At 69.7% G+C, this 20,115-nt stretch carries 22 protein-coding genes; 16 read left to right on the top strand and 6 right to left on the bottom strand.

Annotated features, from left to right (window positions below; translation table 11 throughout):
- Positions 1-35: 35 nt before the first annotated feature.
- Entirely contained in the window at positions 36-1,115 is a 1,080-nt protein-coding gene (locus tag FVP33_RS12215) for a Glu/Leu/Phe/Val dehydrogenase family protein (RefSeq protein WP_246142315.1), read from the bottom strand.
- A 489-nt stretch (positions 1,116-1,604) separates the two neighbouring features.
- On the opposite strand from FVP33_RS12215, the gene leuC reads away from it, so the two are divergent.
- The 5 genes from leuC to FVP33_RS12190 all read left to right on the top strand — a co-directional run bounded on the left by leuC (position 1,605) and on the right by FVP33_RS12190 (position 6,864).
- On the top strand, positions 1,605-3,065 hold the full coding sequence (gene leuC, locus FVP33_RS12210) for a 3-isopropylmalate dehydratase large subunit (RefSeq protein ID WP_187270694.1): 1,461 nt from the start codon (positions 1,605-1,607) through the stop codon (positions 3,063-3,065).
- A complete protein-coding gene (gene leuD, locus FVP33_RS12205; protein ID WP_147783936.1) occupies positions 3,065-3,676 on the top strand; it encodes a 3-isopropylmalate dehydratase small subunit in 612 nt (203 codons plus the stop codon). The genes leuC and leuD overlap by 1 nt, the downstream gene beginning before the upstream one ends.
- Positions 3,677-5,044, top strand: coding sequence for a UDP-N-acetylglucosamine 1-carboxyvinyltransferase (murA, locus tag FVP33_RS12200; protein ID WP_147783935.1), 1,368 nt, complete (start codon positions 3,677-3,679; stop codon positions 5,042-5,044).
- Positions 5,045-5,150: 106 nt separating this feature from the next.
- Entirely contained in the window at positions 5,151-5,825 is a 675-nt protein-coding gene (locus tag FVP33_RS12195) for a lysophospholipid acyltransferase family protein (protein WP_246142331.1), read from the top strand.
- A gap of 4 nt (positions 5,826-5,829) precedes the next feature.
- Positions 5,830-6,864: an NAD(P)H-dependent glycerol-3-phosphate dehydrogenase gene (locus tag FVP33_RS12190; protein WP_187270693.1), complete on the top strand. Its 1,035-nt coding sequence runs from the start codon at positions 5,830-5,832 to the stop codon at positions 6,862-6,864.
- Positions 6,865-6,870: 6 nt separating this feature from the next.
- On the opposite strand, the gene FVP33_RS12185 is transcribed toward FVP33_RS12190, so the two are convergent.
- Positions 6,871-7,383 (bottom strand): DUF3515 family protein, encoded by a 513-nt coding sequence (locus tag FVP33_RS12185; RefSeq protein WP_147783933.1) that lies wholly within the window; start codon positions 7,381-7,383, stop codon positions 6,871-6,873.
- A gap of 274 nt (positions 7,384-7,657) precedes the next feature.
- On the bottom strand, positions 7,658-8,365 hold the full coding sequence (locus tag FVP33_RS12180) for an RraA family protein (RefSeq protein WP_147783932.1): 708 nt from the start codon (positions 8,363-8,365) through the stop codon (positions 7,658-7,660).
- A 78-nt stretch (positions 8,366-8,443) separates the two neighbouring features.
- Here FVP33_RS12180 and thiL point away from each other — a divergent pair, with 78 nt between their 5' ends.
- Entirely contained in the window at positions 8,444-9,430 is a 987-nt protein-coding gene (thiL, locus tag FVP33_RS12175) for a thiamine-phosphate kinase (RefSeq protein WP_147783931.1), read from the top strand.
- Between the two features lie 232 nt (positions 9,431-9,662).
- Here thiL and rsmD read toward each other — a convergent pair whose 3' ends face one another.
- Positions 9,663-10,229, bottom strand: coding sequence for a 16S rRNA (guanine(966)-N(2))-methyltransferase RsmD (rsmD, locus tag FVP33_RS12170; protein WP_147783930.1), 567 nt, complete (start codon positions 10,227-10,229; stop codon positions 9,663-9,665).
- Positions 10,230-10,528: 299 nt separating this feature from the next.
- Between rsmD and FVP33_RS12165 the strand changes: the two genes are divergently transcribed.
- The 5 genes from FVP33_RS12165 to fgd all read left to right on the top strand — a co-directional run bounded on the left by FVP33_RS12165 (position 10,529) and on the right by fgd (position 15,738).
- Positions 10,529-11,653: a magnesium and cobalt transport protein CorA gene (locus FVP33_RS12165; RefSeq protein WP_147783929.1), complete on the top strand. Its 1,125-nt coding sequence runs from the start codon at positions 10,529-10,531 to the stop codon at positions 11,651-11,653.
- The gene (locus tag FVP33_RS12160) at positions 11,650-11,889 is read left to right on the top strand and encodes a hypothetical protein (protein WP_147783928.1); all 240 of its coding nucleotides are present in this window, start codon (positions 11,650-11,652) and stop codon (positions 11,887-11,889) included. Before FVP33_RS12165 ends, FVP33_RS12160 begins: the two co-directional genes overlap by 4 nt.
- A gap of 31 nt (positions 11,890-11,920) precedes the next feature.
- Positions 11,921-14,101: an ATP-dependent DNA helicase RecG gene (locus tag FVP33_RS12155; protein ID WP_147783927.1), complete on the top strand. Its 2,181-nt coding sequence runs from the start codon at positions 11,921-11,923 to the stop codon at positions 14,099-14,101.
- A gap of 68 nt (positions 14,102-14,169) precedes the next feature.
- Positions 14,170-14,652, top strand: coding sequence for a pantetheine-phosphate adenylyltransferase (gene coaD, locus FVP33_RS12150; protein ID WP_147783926.1), 483 nt, complete (start codon positions 14,170-14,172; stop codon positions 14,650-14,652).
- A 63-nt stretch (positions 14,653-14,715) separates the two neighbouring features.
- Complete coding sequence (gene fgd / locus FVP33_RS12145; protein ID WP_147783925.1) at positions 14,716-15,738, top strand: glucose-6-phosphate dehydrogenase (coenzyme-F420); 1,023 nt, start codon at positions 14,716-14,718, stop codon at positions 15,736-15,738.
- 57 nt (positions 15,739-15,795) lie between these two features.
- Here the strand turns inward: fgd and FVP33_RS12140 are convergent, their stop codons facing one another.
- Both FVP33_RS12140 and FVP33_RS12135 read right to left on the bottom strand, forming a co-directional pair.
- Entirely contained in the window at positions 15,796-16,077 is a 282-nt protein-coding gene (locus tag FVP33_RS12140) for a hypothetical protein (RefSeq protein WP_147783924.1), read from the bottom strand.
- Positions 16,078-16,330: 253 nt separating this feature from the next.
- Positions 16,331-16,516, bottom strand: a complete 186-nt coding sequence (locus FVP33_RS12135; RefSeq protein ID WP_147783923.1) for a hypothetical protein — start codon at positions 16,514-16,516, stop codon at positions 16,331-16,333.
- Positions 16,517-16,544: 28 nt separating this feature from the next.
- Between FVP33_RS12135 and FVP33_RS12130 the strand changes: the two genes are divergently transcribed.
- From FVP33_RS12130 to cofC, 5 genes are read left to right on the top strand one after another with little or no spacing between them, the layout of a single operon-like run.
- Positions 16,545-16,904 carry a PLDc N-terminal domain-containing protein gene (locus tag FVP33_RS12130; RefSeq protein WP_147783922.1) on the top strand — a complete coding sequence of 120 codons (360 nt, stop codon included), beginning with the start codon at positions 16,545-16,547 and terminating at the stop codon, positions 16,902-16,904.
- Positions 16,905-16,938: 34 nt separating this feature from the next.
- On the top strand, positions 16,939-17,535 hold the full coding sequence (locus FVP33_RS12125) for a mismatch-specific DNA-glycosylase (RefSeq protein WP_147783921.1): 597 nt from the start codon (positions 16,939-16,941) through the stop codon (positions 17,533-17,535).
- A gap of 4 nt (positions 17,536-17,539) precedes the next feature.
- Positions 17,540-18,547, top strand: a complete 1,008-nt coding sequence (locus tag FVP33_RS12120; protein WP_147783920.1) for a TIGR03557 family F420-dependent LLM class oxidoreductase — start codon at positions 17,540-17,542, stop codon at positions 18,545-18,547.
- Entirely contained in the window at positions 18,547-19,299 is a 753-nt protein-coding gene (cofE, locus tag FVP33_RS12115; protein WP_147784148.1) for a coenzyme F420-0:L-glutamate ligase, read from the top strand. Before FVP33_RS12120 ends, cofE begins: the two co-directional genes overlap by 1 nt.
- Positions 19,292-19,909 carry a 2-phospho-L-lactate guanylyltransferase gene (gene cofC, locus FVP33_RS12110; RefSeq protein ID WP_222706708.1) on the top strand — a complete coding sequence of 206 codons (618 nt, stop codon included), beginning with the start codon at positions 19,292-19,294 and terminating at the stop codon, positions 19,907-19,909. The genes cofE and cofC overlap by 8 nt, the downstream gene beginning before the upstream one ends.
- Positions 19,910-20,115: the final 206 nt, after the last annotated feature.

Here is a 20,115-nt window from a genome sequence, read left to right as displayed (position 1 = left end):
CACGCGCCGCACGCGCCGCACGCGCCGTGCGCGGCCTACCGGCCGGCGTCGAGCCGCGCCATGGCGAGCCTTTCGGCCGCCTCCAGCGTCGTGATGCCCTGGTCGCGTGCGTCGGAGAAGATCGTCGCCACCGTGTCTCCGATCGCATCGACCCGCGCCGAGATGGCGGCCAGGTCGGCGTTCGGTCGCGAGGCGATGTCGAGATAGACCACGCCTCCGGCGTTCACGACGAAGTCGGGGGCCCAGAGGATGCCGCGGGCCGCGAGCTCGGAGGCGCCCTCGCGCCGGGCGAGCTGGTTGTTGGCCGCGCCGACGACGCCGAGCACGTTGAGTTCGCTGATCACGCTCGAGGTGAGCACGCCGCCGAGGCCGCACGGCACGAGCAGGTCCGCGTGCACGCGCAGCGCGTCCGCGACGTCCACCCAGGTCGCTCCGATCTCCCGGGCGAAGTCCTGCTTGGCGAGGTTGACGTCGGTGACGGTGAGTTTCGCGCCGGCCCGGGAGAGCGCCGTGGCGAGACGGCCGCCGACCTGGCCGAGGCCGGAGATCACGATGTGGCGCCCGGCGATCTCCCGGCTGCCGAAGAGCGCCTCGACGGTCGCGACGATGCTCGCGTAGACGCCGGCGGCCGTGGCATCCGCGGGTTCGCCGACGCCGCCCTGGTCGGCCGGCAGTCCGCACACGTGCTCGGTACGCTCGGCGACGATCGCCATGAGTTCTGCACTCGTGCCCACGTCTTCGGCGGTCATGTAGGCGCCGCCGAGGCTCTCGATCGCGTCGCCGAGGTCGAGCATCGCGTCGCGCTTCTGCTCGTCGGTGAGCACCGTGCCCACCGGGAGGTAGATTACGGACTTGCCCCCGCCGCGGTTGAGACCGGCGGCGGCGTTCTTGAGGGTCATGGCGGCGGAGAGTCGCAGCGAGTCTGCGACGGCATCCGTCCAGTTGTCGTACTGCCACACCCGCGCTCCGCCGAGGGCCTGGCCCAGTCGGGTGGAGTGAACGGCGACGCTCATGATGAGGCCGGAACGCGGTCCGGTGGTGATGAGCACTCGTTCGTGAGTGAACGGAATGGCTGCGAGGGCATCCAGCGACGGCGATGGTTGCGTGAGCGTCAAGAGGGTTCTCCTTGGTGTGGCCTTGTGGGCTGTGGGCGACGCGCGATTGTGGTGCGCGACAGAGCCCAGCCTATGCCGATTCGGTCGCCTTGGCCGAGGGACGGAAACTCCGGGGCGGGAGCATCGCCCGCCCAGGCATCGCGGGCCGATCGGGCCGATTTCCTCGGCCGACGGAGTGTTCATCGCCGAACCGGGCGGCGCCGAGGCGGCGGTGGCACCCGGCGAGAGGACCCTCGTGCCGCCGGGGGTCGATCTCGAGCTCGGTGACGACTCGATCCGGGTGCAGCGCGGCGCGTGGCGCCTCCTCCTTAACTCTCCAGAATCGGTGTTAGCCTGTCTGGATGTTGTTCGGTCTGCTTCTCCTTCGTGGCCGCGACGGGTCCTAGCTTTCAGGCCTCCCCCTCGTCGCGGTGTGTTGCGTCGCGGGGTCTGGTGCTGGCATGAGCGCCGCTGGCTGACCACCGTTTGGTAGAGGAGAGCGCACCACAAATGAATCACGTATCCCCGGCAGTGCCCCGCACACTGGCCGAGAAAGTCTGGGACGACCATCTCGTCGTCAAGGGCGAAGCGGGCAGCCCCGACCTCATCTACATCGACCTGCACCTGGTGCACGAGGTCACGAGCCCGCAGGCCTTCGACGGTCTGCGCCTCGCCGGTCGGCCGGTTCGCCGCCCGGACCTGACGATCGCGACGGAAGACCACAACACCCCGACTCTCGACATCGACAAGCCGATCGCCGACCTCACCAGCCGCACCCAGATCCAGACGCTGCGCAACAACTGCGCGGAGTTCGGCGTGCGGTTGCATCCCCTCGGCGACATCGAGCAGGGCATCGTGCACGTCGTCGGCCCGCAGCTCGGCCTCACGATGCCGGGCATCACCGTGGTCTGCGGCGACTCGCACACCTCGACGCACGGGGCGTTCGGCGCCATGGCGTTCGGCATCGGCACGAGCGAGGTCGAGCACGTGCTCGCCACCCAGACGCTGCCGCTCACCCCCTTCAAGACGATGGCGATCACCGTCGAGGGCGAGCTGCGCCCCGGTGTGACCGCCAAGGACATCATCCTCGCGGTGATCGCGCAGATCGGCACCGGCGGCGGGCAGGGCTACGTGCTCGAGTTCCGCGGCAGCGCCATCCGCTCGCTCTCCATGGAGGGCCGGATGACGGTCTGCAACATGTCGATCGAGGCGGGGGCCCGGGCCGGAATGATCGCGCCGGACCAGGTCACCTACGACTACCTCGAGGGCCGGGCGCACGCGCCGAAGGGCGAGGACTGGGATGCCGCGGTGGCCTACTGGAAGACCCTCGGCACCGACGCCGACGCCGTGTTCGACGCGGAGGTGTTCCTCGACGCGAACGAACTCGAACCGTTCGTCACCTGGGGCACGAATCCCGGGCAGGGCGCGTCGCTCAGCGGGAACGTGCCAGACCCTTCGGCCATCGCCGACCCGAACGAGCGGTCGTCGGCCGAGCGCGCCCTCGAATACATGGACCTCGAGGCGGGCACCCCGCTCAAGGAGATCCGGGTGGACGCCGTGTTCATGGGCTCCTGCACCAACAGCCGCATCGAGGACCTGCGCGCCTTCGCCTCGGTGATCAAGGGGCAGAAGAAGGCGGACGGCGTGCGCGTCATGGTCGTGCCGGGCAGCGCCCGGGTACGAATCGAGGCCGAGGCCGAGGGCATCGACCAGATCGTGAAGGACTTCGGGGCGGAGTGGCGGTTCGCCGGCTGCTCGATGTGCCTCGGGATGAACCCCGACCAGCTCGCGCCCGGCGAGCGCTGCGCATCCACCTCCAACCGCAACTTCGAGGGTCGCCAGGGCAAGGGCGGTCGCACCCACCTCGTCTCGCCGCTCGTCGCCGCGGCGACCGCGATCCGCGGCACTCTCTCCAGCCCGTGGGACCTCGGTGTCACGGCGAACTCCACTTCGGAAGGGGTGAACGCCTGATGGACAAGGTCTCCGTGGTCACCGGCGTCGCCGTGCCGCTCGAACGCGCGAACGTCGACACCGACCAGATCATCCCCGCCGTCTTCCTCAAGCGAGTGACGAAGACCGGATTCGACGACGCGCTCTTCTACGCGTGGCGCCAGGACCCGGACTTCGTGCTGAACCGTGCGGAATTCGCCGGCGCCCGGGTGCTCATCGCGGGCCCCGACTTCGGCACGGGATCGAGCCGGGAGCACGCCGTCTGGGCGCTGCGCGACTACGGTTTCCGGGCCGTACTCAGCCCGAGATTCGGCGACATCTTCCGCGGAAACGCGGGAAAGCAGGGCCTCCTCGCCGGCGAGATCAGCGAAGAGGACGTCGAGAGGATCTGGGCGGCGATCGAGGCCCAGCCGGGCATCGAGGCGTCGGTGGACCTCGTGTCCAAGACGGTCACGATCGGCGAGATCACCGCTCCTTTCGTAATCGATGATTACACTAGGTGGCGGCTCCTTGAAGGCCTTGATGACATAGGCCTTACGCTGCGCGATGAGGCGCAGATCACACGGTTCGAACTCGCCAGGGAGACCTGGCGGCCGCGCACCATACCCGTACAACAGGCAGTAGGTGATTGAGTGAACTCCCTTGTGAAGGATGCCCAGAAGGCTGGCGAACGAGTGGGCTTGAAGTCCGACCAGATCGTGATTACCGGAGGGAATCCTCTCAAGGGTCGCATCCGCGTGCGGGGGGCGAAGAACCTCGCGACGAAGGCGATGGTCGCTGCGCTGCTCGGTGAGACGCCGAGCGTGCTTCGCGACGTACCGGACATCAGCGATGTCGAGGTCGTGCGCGGCCTTCTCGAGGTGTACGGCGTCGTCGTGACGAGCACCGTGCCCGGCGAGCTGCAATTCGATACGAGCAATGTCGAACGCGCGCACTTCGCGGAGATCGACGCGCACGCCGGCTCGAGCCGCATCCCGATCCTGTTCTGCGGTCCTCTGCTGCACCGCCTCGGTGAGGCGCGCATCCCGGACCTCGGCGGCTGCCGCATCGGCGACCGTCCGATCGACTTCCACCTCGACGCGCTGCGCGCGTTCGGCGCCGTGGTCGACAAGAGCTTCGAGGGCATCTACATCACCGCCCCCGACGGTCTCAAGGGCGCGAACATCACCCTGCCGTACCCCAGCGTCGGCGCGACCGAGCAGGTTCTGCTCACCGCCGTGCGGGCCACGGGCACGACCGAGCTGAAGAACGCGGCGATCGAGCCGGAGATCATGGATCTCATCGCCATCCTGCAGAAGATGGGCGCCATCATCTCGGTGGAGCCCAACCGCGTGATCCTGATCGAGGGCGTGGACCGCCTCGTCGGCTACAAGCACACGGCGCTCTTCGACCGCAACGAGGTTGCGAGCTGGGCCGCGGCCGCGCTCGTGACCAAGGGTGACATCTTCGTCGAGGGCGCCCGCCAGGTGGAGATGATGACCTTCCTCAACGTCTTCCGCAAGGTGGGCGGCGCGTTCGACGTGGAGGACGACGGCATCCGCTTCTACCGTCCGGAGGGCGACCTCAAGCCGGTGACGATCGAGACCGACGTGCACCCCGGATTCATGACGGACTGGCAGCAGCCGCTCATCGTCGCCCTCACTCAGGCGACCGGCGTCTCCTTCGTGCACGAGACCGTGTACGAGGACCGCTTCGGCTTCACGGATGCCCTCAACGAGATGGGCGCGAACATCGTCGTGCACAAAGAGGGCCTGCCCGACCACCCCCGCAGGGTCGCCCGGCGCGACTTCGAGCAGGCGGCCGTGATCACCGGGCCGACCAAGCTGCACGGTGCAAACGTGCGCGTGCCCGACCTTCGCGGCGGGTTCAGCTACCTCATCGCGGCGCTCGGCGCCGAGGGAGTGTCGACCGTCAGCAACGTGGGCATCATCAGCCGCGGCTATGAGCACTTCATCGACAAGCTCGAGGTGCTCGGGGCCGACTTTGTCTTCGAGGGATAACTCGGCAGTGCCGCGAGCGACAGCGCCGGAGCGCCAGGAGCCGGAACACCAGAAGTCGGAGAAGATTCCGATCTTCCGCCTCCTGGCGCTGCTGTTGATTCCTCCGATGGAGCTTCTCGCTCGGTATGTCATCATCGACGGCGACAAGCTGCCGAAGCACGGTGCGTTCGTCTTTGCGCCCAACCACTACAGCGAGATCGATCCCGTCGTGATCGGGCGGGTGATGTACAAGCTCGGGCGCGCCCCTCGGTACCTGACCAAGGCATCCCTCTTCAAGGTTCCCGTGCTCGGCTGGTTCCTGCGCACCTCGGGCCAGATCCCCGTCGAGAGATCCGGCGTCTCCCGCGGCAGCGACCCCATCGCCTCGGCGAGCAAGCTCGTGCGCGACGGCCTGGCCGTGGTGATCTATCCGGAGGGATCCCTCACGAGGGACCCCGACCTGTGGCCGATGCGCGGCAAGACGGGCGCGGTGCGCATGGCCCTCGAGGCCGGCGTGCCGCTCATCCCGGTGGCGCACTGGGGCACCCAGCTCGTGATGCCGCGCTACGCGAAGAAGATCAGCGTGTTTCCGCGTAAGACCATCACGGTGAAGATCGGCGACCCCGTCGACCTCTCGGCCTTCGCGGGCCGCGGACTCGATCCGACTACCCTCCACGAGGCGACCGCGGTGCTCATGGCCGCCATCACCTCCCTGCTCGTCGACCTTCGCGGCGAGCCAGCCCCCGCCGAACCGTGGGATCCGGCGAAGCACAAGCAGAGTGAGACCGGTCGATTTGAGTAACACCATGCCCATCCGTATCACGGCACCCGGCGCGCGCAGGGTCGCCGTGCTCGGCGCCGGCAGCTGGGGAACCACCTTCGCGAAGGTGCTCGCAGACGGGGGAGCCGACGTCGCCCTGTGGGCACGCCGGGCGGAGCTTGCGCGCGAGATCTCGCAGTCGAAGCGCAACAGCGACTACTTGCCCGGCATCAACCTGCCGCGCAACCTCTGGTCGAGCCCACGCATCCCCGAGGTGATGGACGGGGCCGAAGTCGTCTTCCTCTCGATCCCCAGCCAGTCCCTGCGCGAGAACCTGCGGATATTCCGCGACGTGATCCCCTCCGACGCCATCGTCGTGAGCCTCATGAAGGGTGTCGAGAAGGGCACCCGGTTCCGGATGAGCGAGGTGATCCACCAGGAGCTGAAGATCGACGAGAGCCGCATCGCCGTCGCCTCCGGCCCGAACCTCGCGCTGGAGATCGCGAAGGAGCAGCCGACCGCCGCCGTGGTCGCGTCGACGAGTCTCGAGACCGCGACGTTCGTGGCCGAACTGGCCACCAATCCGTATTTCCGGTCCTTCGTCAACACCGACGTGATCGGCACGGAGTTCGGCGGGGTGCTCAAGAACCTCATCGCCGTGGCCATCGGCATCGTCGACGGCGTCGGCTACGGCGAGAACACCAAGGCGTCGATCATCACCCGCGGCCTCGTGGAGATGACCGACTTCGCGGTGGCCTACGGCGGCCTCGCCCAGACGCTCTCCGGGCTCGCCGGGCTCGGAGACCTCATCGCCACCTGCGAGTCCCCGCTCTCCCGCAACAACACGGCGGGCCGACTCCTCGGCCAGGGCTACAGCTTCACGGATGTCGTGGCCCAGATGAACCAGACGGCGGAGGGCCTGTCGTCGGTGGCCCCCATCCTCGAGCTCGCGGCGGCGAGGGGCGTGGACATGCCGATCGTGCTTCAGGTGGCCGGTGTACTTGCCGGCACGATGAACCCGCGCGACATCGCGCCGCACCTCACCACGGACACCGACAAGCCGGCGATCCTCGTCGAGTAGTTTGGTCTAACCGGTGGGGCTCGGTGTGGGCGTCTCCGTTCCGAGCACGTCGTCGCGGCTGAGGCACTTCGACGTCTGCTTGATCGAGCCGACGGCGTTGGCCAGCTCGTCGAGGTATTGGGTGCCTTGCCCATTGGTGAGTCGGGAGTCGACGATCACTTCGACCGCCGGGACGCGTCCGAAGGTCGTGAACACATAGACGGGCGCCTTCGAGCTGTCGCGCAGCCAGTCGATGCCGCTGACCGTGTGACAGACATCCTTGGTGGGGCCGGGAGGCGTCACCCCGCAGCGCAGCAGGATGGCGGCCGGGTTGCCCCACGCGCTCGTCGCCTGGGCGTTGGTCTGACGGATGGCCTCGTTTGCGAGGGAGTGTGGCAGGCGCACGATCACCTCGGCGCAATCGGGGTTCGTGGCGTCGGCGGCGGGGGTGAGCGGCACCGTGGGGGTGCACGCGACGACGGCCAGGAGAAAGAGCGGTGCGAGCGCGGCGAGGACGCCGGCCCTGAGCTTCGAATTCATCGCTTTCAGGCTACCGTTCCGGGCGCGGCTCAACCTGCGCCCGTTTCTCGGCCCGTCTCCGCCCGCGCGTTTCCGCCCGCCGTGTTTCCGCCTCGCCCGCGTTTCTCCGGGCCGCCCGTGTTTCCGCCTCGCCGTGTTTCTCGCCTTGCGCGTGTTTCTCCGGAGGTTTCGCGGACATCCGGATTCCGAAGCCCGCACTCGCAGGCAACGCGCGCTCGTGCCTGCCCCGCGAAGCACGAACCTCCGGAGAAGCTTTGGTTCGTGGCGGCTCCGATCACACCTCGATCTCGCCCCCGACGGTGCGCAGGTGGTCGCGGAAGCTCAGGCCGGGATCGAGCGCCCGGCTCGCGAGGAAGTCGCCGAGGCGCACCTGGCTGCGCAGGGAGACCCCGGAGCGGATGCGTTCCGCCTGCATCCGCTCGGTGTCCCTGATCGACTCGGCGAGGGAGAACACCCGCTCGGCCTCCTCTGCCGGGACGAACAGCACGCCGTCCTCGTCTCCGAAGACGAGGTCGCGCCGGCCCACCGTCCACTCGCCGACCGTTGCGGCGTCCAGCGCGTCCGGCGCCCGGTCGCCCACGCTCAGGGGCCCGGTCGGGAGGGCTCCGAGGCTGAACAGTGGCAGGCCGATGGCGAGGATGTCGACGGTGTCGCGGTGGAGCCCCCACACCGCGATGCCGCCCAGTGCGGCGGACGCGGCCTCGAGGGCCACCAGGTCGCCCACGCAGCTCTCGTCGAGTCGGCCCCCGTTGTCGACCACGAGAACGTCGCCGGGCGCGCACGACTCGAAGGCCTCGAGGAAGATGTCGACGCTGCCGACATGACGCACCGGAATCACCCGGCCGGCAAGGCGCATGCCCGCGGCCAGCGCGACGAGTCCGGTCGGAGCACACCGCACCGCGACACCGGCCCGGACGCAGCCGTCGGCGAGATGAGCGGTCGTGAGCTTCTCGAACCTGCTGGCCAGGGTGTCATTGTCCATGGGGGCGTCGTCTCCTCGCTCGGCTCGGCCGCGGTGCCTGTACTCGGGGCCGTTGCACATAACGGTAGCGTTTGAGGCATGCCCTCCCCGCGCGACCACGACACCCTCGCCAGTATCGGGGAGAGCGCGGCGCTCCTCCGAATCTTTCCCCGACTGCCCGACTCGGTGGCGGGCCTCCTCGGGCCGGGTGACGACGCGGCGGTGGTCGCCGCGCCGGACGGCCGCTTCGTGGTGACGACGGACATGATGATCCACGGTCCGGACTTCCGTCTCGCCTGGTCGACGCCGCACGATCTCGGCTGGAAGGCCGCGGCATCCAACCTCTCCGACGTCGCGGCGATGGGTGCGGTCCCGACCGCGCTCGTGGTGGCGATCGCCGCCCCGGCCGACTCGCCCGTCACACTGCTCGAAGGCATCGCGGATGGGCTGCGGGACGCGTGCGCCGCGCTTGCGCCGGGCTGCGGGGTGGTCGGAGGCGACCTCTCCGTGTCGCCGACGCTCACGATCGCCGTCACCGCCTTCGGCGACCTCGAGGGACGGCCTCCCGTGCTGCGCTCCGGGGCGCGGGTGGGCGACATCGTCGCCGTGGCCGGTGTGCTCGGCGAGGCCGCCGCCGCCCTCTCGCTTCTCTTCACGGAGGCGGTCGACCCGCTCGGACATCCGGATGCCCGGCTCGCGACCGCCCTGCGCCCACGCACCGCGCCGCAGCTGGCACCCACGCCGCCGATTTCCGCGGGGAAGATCGCCGCGCTCGCCGGGGCGACGGCGATGCTCGACCTGAGCGACGGGCTCGCCATCGACTCGGCCCGGCTAGCGCGGGCGAGCGGGCTGGGCATCGACTTCGATCTCGCCTCGCTTCGCGCTGGCGGCGCGGACCCGGCCCTGGCGCTCGGCGGCGGTGAGGACCATTCGTTGCTCGCGACCTTCCCCGCCGGGACGCCGTTGCCCGCGCCGTTCCGCCGCATCGGAGTCTGCGTGGCCGGGGAGGGCCTCACCGTGGACGGGGCGCCGCACGATTCGGCCGGCTGGGACCCCTATCGCGACTGGAGCGGGTCCGCCGGGTAGCGTTCGCCTCGCATCTCCCCTCCGCTTCGTCGCCGGTGCACCCGCGGCGGGAGTCGTGCCGTCGCGGACGGATAAACGCTCCCGTGCGCCGGCCCGGCAGCGGCGGAAACGGCGTCCAGCGCCCTCGCGGCGGGGGAAGCCGCACCCGGCGGCGGGGACATATCGTGGCGGAGGGAGGCGAGACTCCCGCCGTGACGCGCTATCCCCGCCGCGAGCCGCGAGCAATTCGGCCTCAGACGGAGCGGGCCCACCACAGCGTCGTGTCGCCGTAGTCTTTGCGGCGGTCGAGCTCGATTCCGGATGGCCAGGCGGGTTCCGGGGACCGGCTGCTGCGTTCCACCAGCACCACGGCATCCGCGGCGAGGCGCCTGGACAGGGACTCCAGGCTCTGCGCGAGCTCGGCCTCGTCGAGGTCGTATGGCGGATCGAGGAAGACGAGATCCCACTCGTCGAGGGTCGAGTCGAGGAAGGCCTGAGCGGCCTGACCGGACACGACGACACGCAGCTCGCTGTTCTTCGGAGCGCGGCCGAGCACGACGGCGGCGTTCTTGCGGCAGACGTTGGCGGCGGCGGCGACGCGGTCCACGAGAGTCACCTGCGCGGCGCCCCGGCTCGCGGCCTCGAGGCCGAGCGCACCGGAGCCGGCGTAGAGGTCGAGCACGCGGGCTCCGGCGATCACGTCCCGGGCGTCGAGGGCCGAGAAGATCGCCTCGCGAACCCGATCGCTCGTGGGGCGGGTGCCGGAGCCCGGCGTCGCGAGGGTCAGGGAGCCGGCGAACCCGGCGATGATGCGTGTCATGGCGCAACGAGCCTACCGGCGGCCGTGCCGTCCCCGATTCCGCGGCCCCGAGCCGCGTTTCTCCGGAGGATCGCGGATCCGCGCACCGTCGCGGTCCCTCCTGGCCAAAGGGTACGGGCCACGGCATCCGGCGGATCGCGAAACCTCCGGAGAAACGCGCCCGAGCCGGAGAAACGCGCCTGGGCGGGAGAACGCGCCCGGGCGGGAGACGGAGCCGAGCCGAGGAACGAGCCGAGGAACGAGCCGGAACATGCCCGCCGTTCTGCCAATTGTCTACCGGGCGGGATTACCGTGGGAGCATGGCTCCCGATTTCCGCAAGCCGTTCCGCGTCATGACGTTCCGCCCTCGTCACCTGCCGCCGAGCGTCGTTCCAGAGACCCCCGACCTCGCCCCTCCGATTCGGCCGAGCCTGGTCAACAATGCGATCTACGAAGACGGATGCCGCGTCGCGACCCTCGACTCCCTCGACGACACGTTCGCGGCGCTCGAGGCGCGGCCGGGCTCGATGGCATGGATCGGGCTCTACCGTCCGACCACCGCGGAGATAACCTCGCTCGCCGACCAGTTCGGCCTGCACGAGCTCGCCGTCGAAGACGCGATCGTCGCCCACCAACGGCCGAAGATCGAGCGCTACGGGTCGACCCTGTTCGTCGTCTTGCGCGCCGCCCGCTACCTCGACGCGAAGGAGGAGGTGGAGTTCGGCGAGCTGCACGTGTTCATCGGTCACAACTTCGTGATCACGGTGCGGCACGCCGAGTCGCCGGACCTCTCGCTGGTGCGCGGCCGCCTCGAGCGCACGCCCGAACTGCTCGCCCGTGGCACCGAGGCGGTGTTGTACGCGATTCTCGACGCCGTGGTCGACGGCTACGCGCCCGTCGTCGCCGGCCTCTCGAACGACATCGACGAGATCGAGACGCAGGTGTTCGACGGGGACCCGAGCGTCTCCCGGCGCATCTACGAGCTGTCCCGCGAGGTTATCGATTTCGAGCGGGCCGCCCGCCCGCTGATCGGCATGCTCGATCAGATCTCGCACGGTTTCGAGAAGTACAAGATCGGTGAGGACCTGCAGCAATACCTGCGGGATGTCGCCGACCACGTCACGAACGTCAACGAGCGCATCGAGGAGTTCCGCATTCTGCTCCGCGACATCCTCACGGTGAATGCGACGCTCGTGGCCCAGCGCCAGAACGAGGACATGCAGAAGGTGGGGGAGGCGAGCAACCGCCAGGCGGAGGAGGCCCGCAAGATCTCCGCGTGGGCGGCCATCCTGTTCGCGCCCTCGATCATCACCGGGATCTACGGGATGAACTTCCACGTGATGCCGGAGCTGGCCTGGCCGTTGGGTTACCCGATCGCGATCCTGCTGATGGTGGCGGTGAGCGGCGGGCTGTTCGCGATCTTCCGCAACCGGCGCTGGCTGTGAGCGAGGATGGCGTGCAGACGGCGGAGGCGGAGCCCTCCGAACTCGAGGCACTCTTCACCCCGCCGGAGGCCGTCGCCGAACCGCGGCGGGCATCCCTCGCCGTGCAACTCGTCGTTATGGTCGCGGCGGTGTCTGCACTCTGCGTGGTCGCCGTGCTCGTGATCACCGTCGCGGCACCGGTCGTGACGCAGGTCGTCGCAACCCTCCTCGCGCGGCTCGCACCCTCGTCGTACTAGCGGGGTCGGCGGTCGCGGGTACCCTCGGAGGGTGGAATCCCCCCTCGATGCGAAGCTCAGCACCGCCCTCGGCGGGCGCACGGCCTCGGCGATCGAGAAGGGCCTCGGGCTCGCGACGGTCGGCGACCTTCTGAGCCACTATCCGCGCCGCTACGCCCAGCGCGGTGAGCTCACGGCGCTCACCGAGCTTCCGCTCGACGAGAACGTCACGATCGTCGCTGAGGTGATCGAGAGCCGGGAGCGGCCGATGCGGGCGAAGCGCGGGTCGATCCTCGAGGTGCGGATCAGCGACGGAAAGGGCATCCTCACCCTCACCTTCTTCAACCAGGCCTGGCGCGCCAAGGAGCTGCGGCCAGGAGTGCGCGGCATCTTCGCCGGCAAGGTGGGCGACTACCGGGGCACGATGCAGCTCGCTCACCCCGACTACGAGCTCTTCGAGAAGCCGGATGCGGAAGGCGGTGCGGCGGACGGCGAGACCGCAGCCGCCGACGAGCTGGCCCGCAAGTGGGCCGAACAGCCGATCCCGATCTACCCGGCCACGGCCACCGTCGCCTCCTGGCAACTGCAGAAGGCGATCGGCGTCGTTCTCGACACCCTGCCACCGCTCGCCGATCCGGTGCCGGGGCCGGTGCGCGGCGACCGCAAGCTCATGAGCTACTCCCGGGCCGTCGAGCTGATCCACCGTCCGCAGAAGGATGCCGACTGGGGGGCGGCGCGCAAGGCGCTGCGGTTCCAGGAGGCGTTCGTTCTCCAGGCCGCGCTTCTGCAGCAGCGTCAGTCATTGCGCGAGCAGGCCGCCGTTCCGCGGGTGCCCAGGGCCGGCGGATACCTGGAACGCTTCGACGCCCAACTCGCCTTCACCCTCACCGGCGACCAGACCACGGTCGGGGCCGAGATCGCCGACGATATCGCTGCGGCGGCGCCGATGAACCGGCTCGTCCAGGGCGAGGTGGGGTCGGGCAAGACTCTCGTGGCGCTGCGGGCGATGCTCGCGGTGGCGGACTCCGGCGGTCAGTCGGCGCTGCTGGCACCCACCGAGGTGCTGGCGGGCCAGCACCTGCGGTCGATCGTGAAGACCCTCGGTCCGGACCTCGCCGCGTCCCTCCGGCCCGCGATCATCACCGGGCAGCTTCCGGCAGCCGACAAGCGCAAGGCGCTCCTCGCCGCCGTCTCCGGCCAGGCGAACATCGTCGTCGGCACGCACGCCCTGATGAGCGAGAGCGTCGGCTTCTTCGATCTCGGACTCGTCGTCGTCGACGAGCAGCACCGCTTCGGGGTGGAACAGCGCGAGGCCCTGCGACGCAAGGGCGCGACTCCGCCGCACGTGCTCGTGCTCACCGCCACGCCCATCCCGCGGACTGTCGCGATGACGGTCTTCGGCGACCTGGACGTGTCGACGATCGCTGAACTGCCGTCCGGCCGGGTGCAGATCCAGAGCTTCGTCGTGCCGCTCGCCGACAAGCCGGGCTGGGTGAACCGGGTCTGGGAGCGTCTCGCCGAAGAGCTCGCGAAGGGCAGGCAGGGCTTCGTCGTGTGCCCGGCGATCGACTCGACGACGGTGGACGACACCGACGACGAACTCGAGTCGAGTCCGGCCAAGCGGGCGAACGTCACCGATGTGCTCGCCGAACTGCGCGCGAACCCGCTGCTCGCATCCGCCCGCATCGAGGCGCTGCACGGGCGGCTGCCGAGCGAGGAGAAGGACGCGATCATGCGCGCGTTCGCCCGGGGCGAGATCGACGTGCTCGTCGCGACGACGGTGATCGAGGTGGGCGTCGACGTGCCCAATGCGTCGACGATGGTGATCCTGGACGCCGACCGCTTCGGCGTCTCCCAACTGCACCAGCTGCGCGGCCGGGTGGGGCGCGGTGGCGTGCCTGGGCTGTGTCTCATGGTGACGGATGCCGAGGACGGCACGGTGGCCCGCGAGCGCGTCGAGGTGGTCGCCTCCACCCTCGACGGCTTCGAACTGGCGCAGAAGGACCTGGAACTGCGCCAGGAGGGCGACGTGCTCGGCAGTGTGCAGTCCGGCGGTCGGTCGTCCCTGCGCCTGCTTCGAGTGGCCAGGGACGGCGAGTTGATCACCGAGGCCCGCGCGATCGCCAGGGCGGTACTCGACGACGACCCCGCCCTCGCGGGCCATCCGGCCCTGCGGGCGGCTCTCGATCGTCGCCTCGACGAGGCCAGTCGCGACTTCCTCGCCAAGAATTAAAGACTCACTCCGCAACAGGACGGGTCGATGTCACAAGTCAGTAACGTCGAGCCGATAGTCTCAGAGACATGAACAGGATCGCCGTCGTCCCTGGTTCCTTCGACCCCGTGACCCTCGGTCATCTGGACGTCATCGAACGCGCTGCGGGGATCTTCGATCAGCTGCACGTCCTGGTCGTGCACAACCCGGACAAGTCGGCCCTGCTTCCGGTTGCCCAGCGCGTGGCCCTCATCGAGCGGGCGATCGCCGAGGGCGGTCTGCCGGAGAACATCACGGTCACCTCCTGGAGCGTCGGCCTGCTCGTCGACTACTGCACGGATGTCGGCGCGAGCGTGCTCGTGAAGGGTGTGCGTTCCCAGGTGGACGTGGCCTACGAGACGCCCATGGCGATCGTCAACCGCAACCTCGCCGGGGTGGAGACCATCTTCATGCTGCCGGATCCGGCCCACGCCCACGTGTCGAGCTCGCTTGTTCGCCAGGTTGCGGCGCTCGGCGGAGACGTGAGCCCGTATGTTCCGCGCTCGGTGGCCGACTTCCTCCAGAAGCTGTAGCCCCGCCCCGACAGTCGCCGTGCGCGCGAGCGGCGGCAATTGGTCTGGTGGCAGGATGGAGTCATGCTTCCCCTCAAACTCGGTTACAAGGCCTCCGCCGAGCAGTTCGACCCGCGTGAGCTGGTGGAGATCGCGGTCGCCGCGGAGGCGCACGGCATGGAGAGCGTCGCGGTGAGCGACCACTTCCAGCCCTGGCGGCACGCCGGCGGGCACGCGCCGTTCTCGCTCGCCTGGATGGCGGCCGTCGGCGAACGCACGACGACGGTGCAGATCGGCACCTCGGTGATGACGCCGACGTTCCGGTACAACCCGGCCGTGATCGCCCAGGCGTTCGCGACGATGGGGTGCCTGTATCCGGGGCGGATCATGCTCGGGGTCGGCACCGGCGAGGCGCTGAACGAGATCGCGACCGGATTCCGCGGCGCGGGGGAGCAGGACTGGCCGGAGTTCAAGGAGCGCTTCGCTCGCCTGCGCGAGGCGGTTTCGCTGATGCGTCAGCTCTGGACCGAGGACCGGGTCGACTTCCAGGGCGAGTACTACTCCACCCACGGGGCCTCCATCTACGATCGTCCGGACTTCCCGGTGCCGGTGTACATCGCGGCCGGCGGCCCGGTCGTCGCCCGGTACGCCGGGCGGGCCGGCGACGGCTTCATCTGCACGTCCGGCAAGGGCATGGAGCTCTACACCGAGCAGCTCATCCCTGCAGTGCAGGAGGGCGCAGACAAGGCCGGCCGGGATTCCGCCGGCATCGACCGGATGATCGAGATCAAGCTCTCCTACGACACCACCGTCGAGGCGGCGCTGGAGAACACCCGGTTCTGGGCCCCGCTGGCGCTCTCCAAGGAGCAGAAGCACGACATCACCGACCCGATCGAGATGGAGGCCGCGGCGGATGCCCTGCCGATCGAGCGGATCGCCTCCCGCTTCATCGTGGGCGCCGACCCCGAACTCGTCGTCGCCGAGATCAAGACCTACCTCGACGCCGGCTTCAACCACCTGGTTTTCCACGGCCCGGGCCAGGATCAGCGGCGCTTCCTCAGCCTCTTCGAGAAGGATCTCGCACCGCGCCTCCGAGCCCTGGCCTAGCGCGGACGACCGCCGCCGGGGCATCCCCGACGGCGGTCTCCGTCGCATCCGCCTTCATCAGCGCTGCGGCAGGTTGAGCCGGACCCACCGTTCGGTGGCGCGCTCGCGCTCGAGGCGGGCGATCTGCTGCTCGACGCGGCGGGCACGCCTCTCGCGCGACTCGACGTCGAGCGGACGGCGCCCCCACTTGATCAGGGCCACGCCGAGGTGCAGCGCTGCCCGGTCGAGCAGGCTCACCCGACGAGCGGGGCGCTCCCGACGGTACTGCCGGGATTGGGGCGGATGATCGTGGCGACCGGGAGTGGTCGACACGGCATTGTGAGACGCGGTGCTATTCATTCGTGATGTTCCTCTGCGTGCGGCAGCGGGCGCGCGCGAACGCGGTTGCGTTCGCCGTCGCCCGGTGCGGCGGGAGCCGCTCCGAGAGCGGCGGATGGGACGGCGCGTCGGTGACGGTGCCGTGCGGGGTGGTGGACCCGAGCAGGCGCGACGATGATCGCCGCGTTGAGGCCTGCCGGGACGGGCTTCGAGAGCGTCACCACCGTCAGGACCGGTGGCGGAATGTGCTTCCGAGGGAAGCGGCGCTAGCCGATCAGGCGGTGGGGACGCCGACGAAGCCGGCGGGGATTCGGGACATTCCCGGAATATCTGTGGTGTACACGCTGGCCTCCTTTCGACGATGGCGCTTGATCACCGTACCGGCAGGAGCGACCGGCACGCAAGGAAAAATTCGATCAATCGAACAATCGTCGAATTCGAGCCGATCGAGCCTCGTCATCGGCCCCTTGATTCCCTAAGATCGCCTCATGTACCTCATCCTGCCCCTTGTGGTCCTCGGAATCGTGATCGCCGCCCTCGTCGACATCATCGGCTCCGACCAGGGGCGCATCCGGCATCTCGACAAGACGCTGTGGCTCCTGATCGTGATCCTGTTGCCGCTGGTCGGCTCGATCGTGTGGTTCGCCATCGGCCGGGAGCGTCCCCAGGTCGTCGACCGGGGGAGCTTCGGCGACCCGCGGCGGCGGGAGACGCCGGTGCCGCTGCCGAGCAGCAGCAGCACCGAGCGTGAAATCGAGGCGCTCGAACGGGAGATCCGCGACAGCGAGAATGAGGACCGCATCCGACGGCTCGAGGCCGAGTTGCGCGCGAGGGACCTCGAGAACTGATCCTGCCGCCTGGGCCGTGCCGTAGGGTGCAGGGGTGGGAATCTCTGCGGCCGAACTGGACTCCTTCCGCGGGCGAACGCTGCCCGATCTCGTCGGTCCCGGCCTCCGCCTGCTCTTCGTCGGCATCAATCCCGGCCTGCGCACCGCGGCCGTCCAGGCGCACTTCGGTCGGCGCGGCAACCGTTTCTACCCGGCGCTCTTCCGCGCGGGAATCGTGGACCGCGTGATCGACGCCTCGGAGGGGCTGGATCCCGCCGACCGCGAGCACCTGATAGCCCGGGGAGTCGGCATCACGAGCCTCGTGCCGGGCGCGACGCGCCGAGCGGACGAACTGGACGACGAGCAGTTGAAGGCCGGGGCCGCGGCCCTGGCGGTGCGCGTGGAGAGCCTCCGCCCGGCGGCGGTCGCGATGCTCGGCATCACCGCCTACCGCATCGCCTTCGGTCGCCGCCAGGCGCTCGTCGGTCGGCAGCCCGAGACGATCGGTGGCGCCCAGCTGTGGGTGGTGCCGAATCCGAGCGGGCTCAACGCCCACTCGAGCCTCGCCGACCTCGGTGACGCCTATCGCGAGGTCGCGCTGGCGGCCGGGATCCTCGTCTTCGCCCGGCCGTCGCCCGGCACGCGAGAATAGAGGCATGCCCCCCACATCGCCCCACATCGGCTACGCCGCCATGCTGGAGCAGTTCCACCCCACCGAGATCATCGAACTGAGCACCCACGCCGAGCGGAACGGCTTCGCCGGCACCATGGCGGCCGACCGCTTCCAGCCCTGGGTTCCGCGGCAGGGGCACGCGAGCTTCGTCTGGAACGTGCTCGGCGCCCTCGGGCAGACCACGTCCGGGGACCTCGGTACCGGCATGACCGTGCCGACCTTTCGCTGGCATCCGGCCATGGTCGCCCAGGCGAGCGCCACGCTTGAGGCGATGTATCCCGGTCGACACTGGCTCGGCATCGGTTCGGGGGAGGCGATCGACGAGCATGTCACCGGGGCCTACTGGCCGGAGACCGCCGAGCGCATCAACCGGATGTTCGAGGCCGTCGACGTGATCAACAAGCTCTTCACCGCCTCCGCGGCCGGCCGGGACGCGAAGCACTCCGGCACGTTCTTCAAGCTCGAGTCGTCCAGGCTGTGGACGATGCCGGACGCGCCGCCGCCGATCCTCGTGGCCACCTCTGGGCCGGTCACGGCCAAACGCGCGGGCCGCGTGGTCGACGGGCTCATCGTGGACGGGGCACCGATCGAGAAGATCGCCGCGCTCCTCGACCGCTTCGACGAGGGGGCGCGGGAGGTGGGCAAGGACCCGTCCCGCAGCCTCAAGGTGCTGCGCCTGCACCTCAGTTGGGCGCCCACCGCCGGCGAGGCGATGACCAACGCGATCACGGAGTGGCCGAACGGCGGGATGCGGTTCCCGCGCTCCGACATCCGCTCGCCCTTCGAGTTCGAACAGCTCGCCCGGCTCGTGCGAGCGGAGGACTTCGAGGGCAGGATGCTCGTGTCCGAGCAGCCGGACGCGCACCGCGCACATATCCAGCGCTACCTCGACCTCGGCTTCGACCGCATCTACCTGCACAACGCCGGCCGCAACCAGCGCGAGTGGATCGACGTCTTCGCCCGCGACGTGCTGCCGGCGCTCACCCGATGATGCTCTCCGTCTTCGCCCTCGACGGAATCGCCGAGATCGTCTCCGGCGACGACCTCGCGTCGATCATCGGCGACGCTGCCGAGGGCCGCCTGCAGGACGGCGACATCCTCGCCGTCACCTCCAAGGTCGTGTCGAAGGCCGAGGGCCGCATGATCTCTGCGCTGGATCGGGAGCAGGCGATCACCGACGAGACCGTGCGCGTCGTGGCGACGCGCGCCTACCCCGGCGGGGTCACCCGGATCGTGGAGAACCGGCTCGGGGTGGTGGGAGCCGCCGCCGGCGTCGACGCCTCCAACACGCCGCACGGAACCGTCCTGCTGCTGCCGGTGGACCCGGATGCCTCGGCCCGCGTCATCCGTTCCGTCCTGTCTGCACGCTTCGGGCTCCGACTCGGCGTGATCATCACCGACACGCTCGGCCGAGCCTGGCGTGAGGGCCAGACGGACGTCGCGATCGGTGCGAGCGGGGTCGTGGTGCTCGAGGATCTGCGCGGCTCGACCGACGCTCAGGGCCGATCCCTCGAGGTCACCCTGCCCGCGGTGGGCGACGAGATCGCGGCGGCGGCCGACCTCGTGAAGCGCAAGGCCAGCGGGCTGCCGGTGGCCGTCGTGCGAGGGATGGGGCACCTGCTCGATGAGGCGGCGCCGGGCGCCCGGGTGCTGGTTCGACCGTCGGAGAAGGACATGTTCCGGCTGGGCACCGATGAGGCCTGGCACCAGGGTTTCGACGCAGGGCGCGCGGCGCGTGACTGACTGGTGGGTCGTCGTGCCGGTGAAGGGCACGGCGGACGCGAAGTCCCGGTTCGGCGGGTCGCCCGGCGCGCACGCATCGCTCGCACGGGCCATCGCTCTCGACACCGTGGAGGCCGCTCTCGCCACCCCGGGAGTGCTGGGGGTGCTCGTGGTCACGTCGTCCGAGGCCTCAGCGGACTTCGCCGGGATCGGCGCTACCGTCGTCGTGGAGGCGGGCCCGCCGGGGCTGACTTCGGCGATCGCGCAGGGCATCGAACGTGCGACGGCCCGGTCCGCAATGGGCGAGGGGGTAGCGATCCTTCTCGGCGACCTGCCGGCCCTCAGCGCGGAGGAACTCGGGCAGGCCCTCGGGCTCGCGGCCGCTCATCCGCGGGCGATGGTGGCGGATGCGGACGGCACGGGAACCACCCTCATCACGGCACTGAGCCCGGCGACGCATGCGCCCGCCTTCGGCATCGGTTCGGCGGCCGCGCACGCCGCCGCGGGGTACGTCGTGCTCCCCGTTTCCGCAGCTTCGGGCCTGCGGCGGGACGTCGACACGCTCGAGGAGCTTCGGGAGTTGGCCGGGCGGCTGGGTGTGCGGACGGCGGCCGCGTTCCGCGGCTTGTGAGGCGGGTGCCCGCTCGACCTTGCCGCGCCATGGTCGCGGTGGGTGAGGTGCCCACATCTGCCGCTATGTCGGCGGCAGATGCGACGAATCTGGGCACCTCACCGGGTTCGATCCCTGGAGTGACTCGCCGGGAGTGAACCGCAGGGGACGCGTGCCGGTTGCCGCGCTCGGTGGGCTGGTGTTGCTCGGGCTTGCGCTGCCTCGCC

Origin of the sequence: Lacisediminihabitans profunda (assembly GCF_008040105.1) — a bacterium.
Taxonomy (GTDB): domain Bacteria; phylum Actinomycetota; class Actinomycetes; order Actinomycetales; family Microbacteriaceae; genus Lacisediminihabitans; species Lacisediminihabitans profunda.
This window is presented reverse-complemented; position numbering and strand designations above follow the sequence as displayed.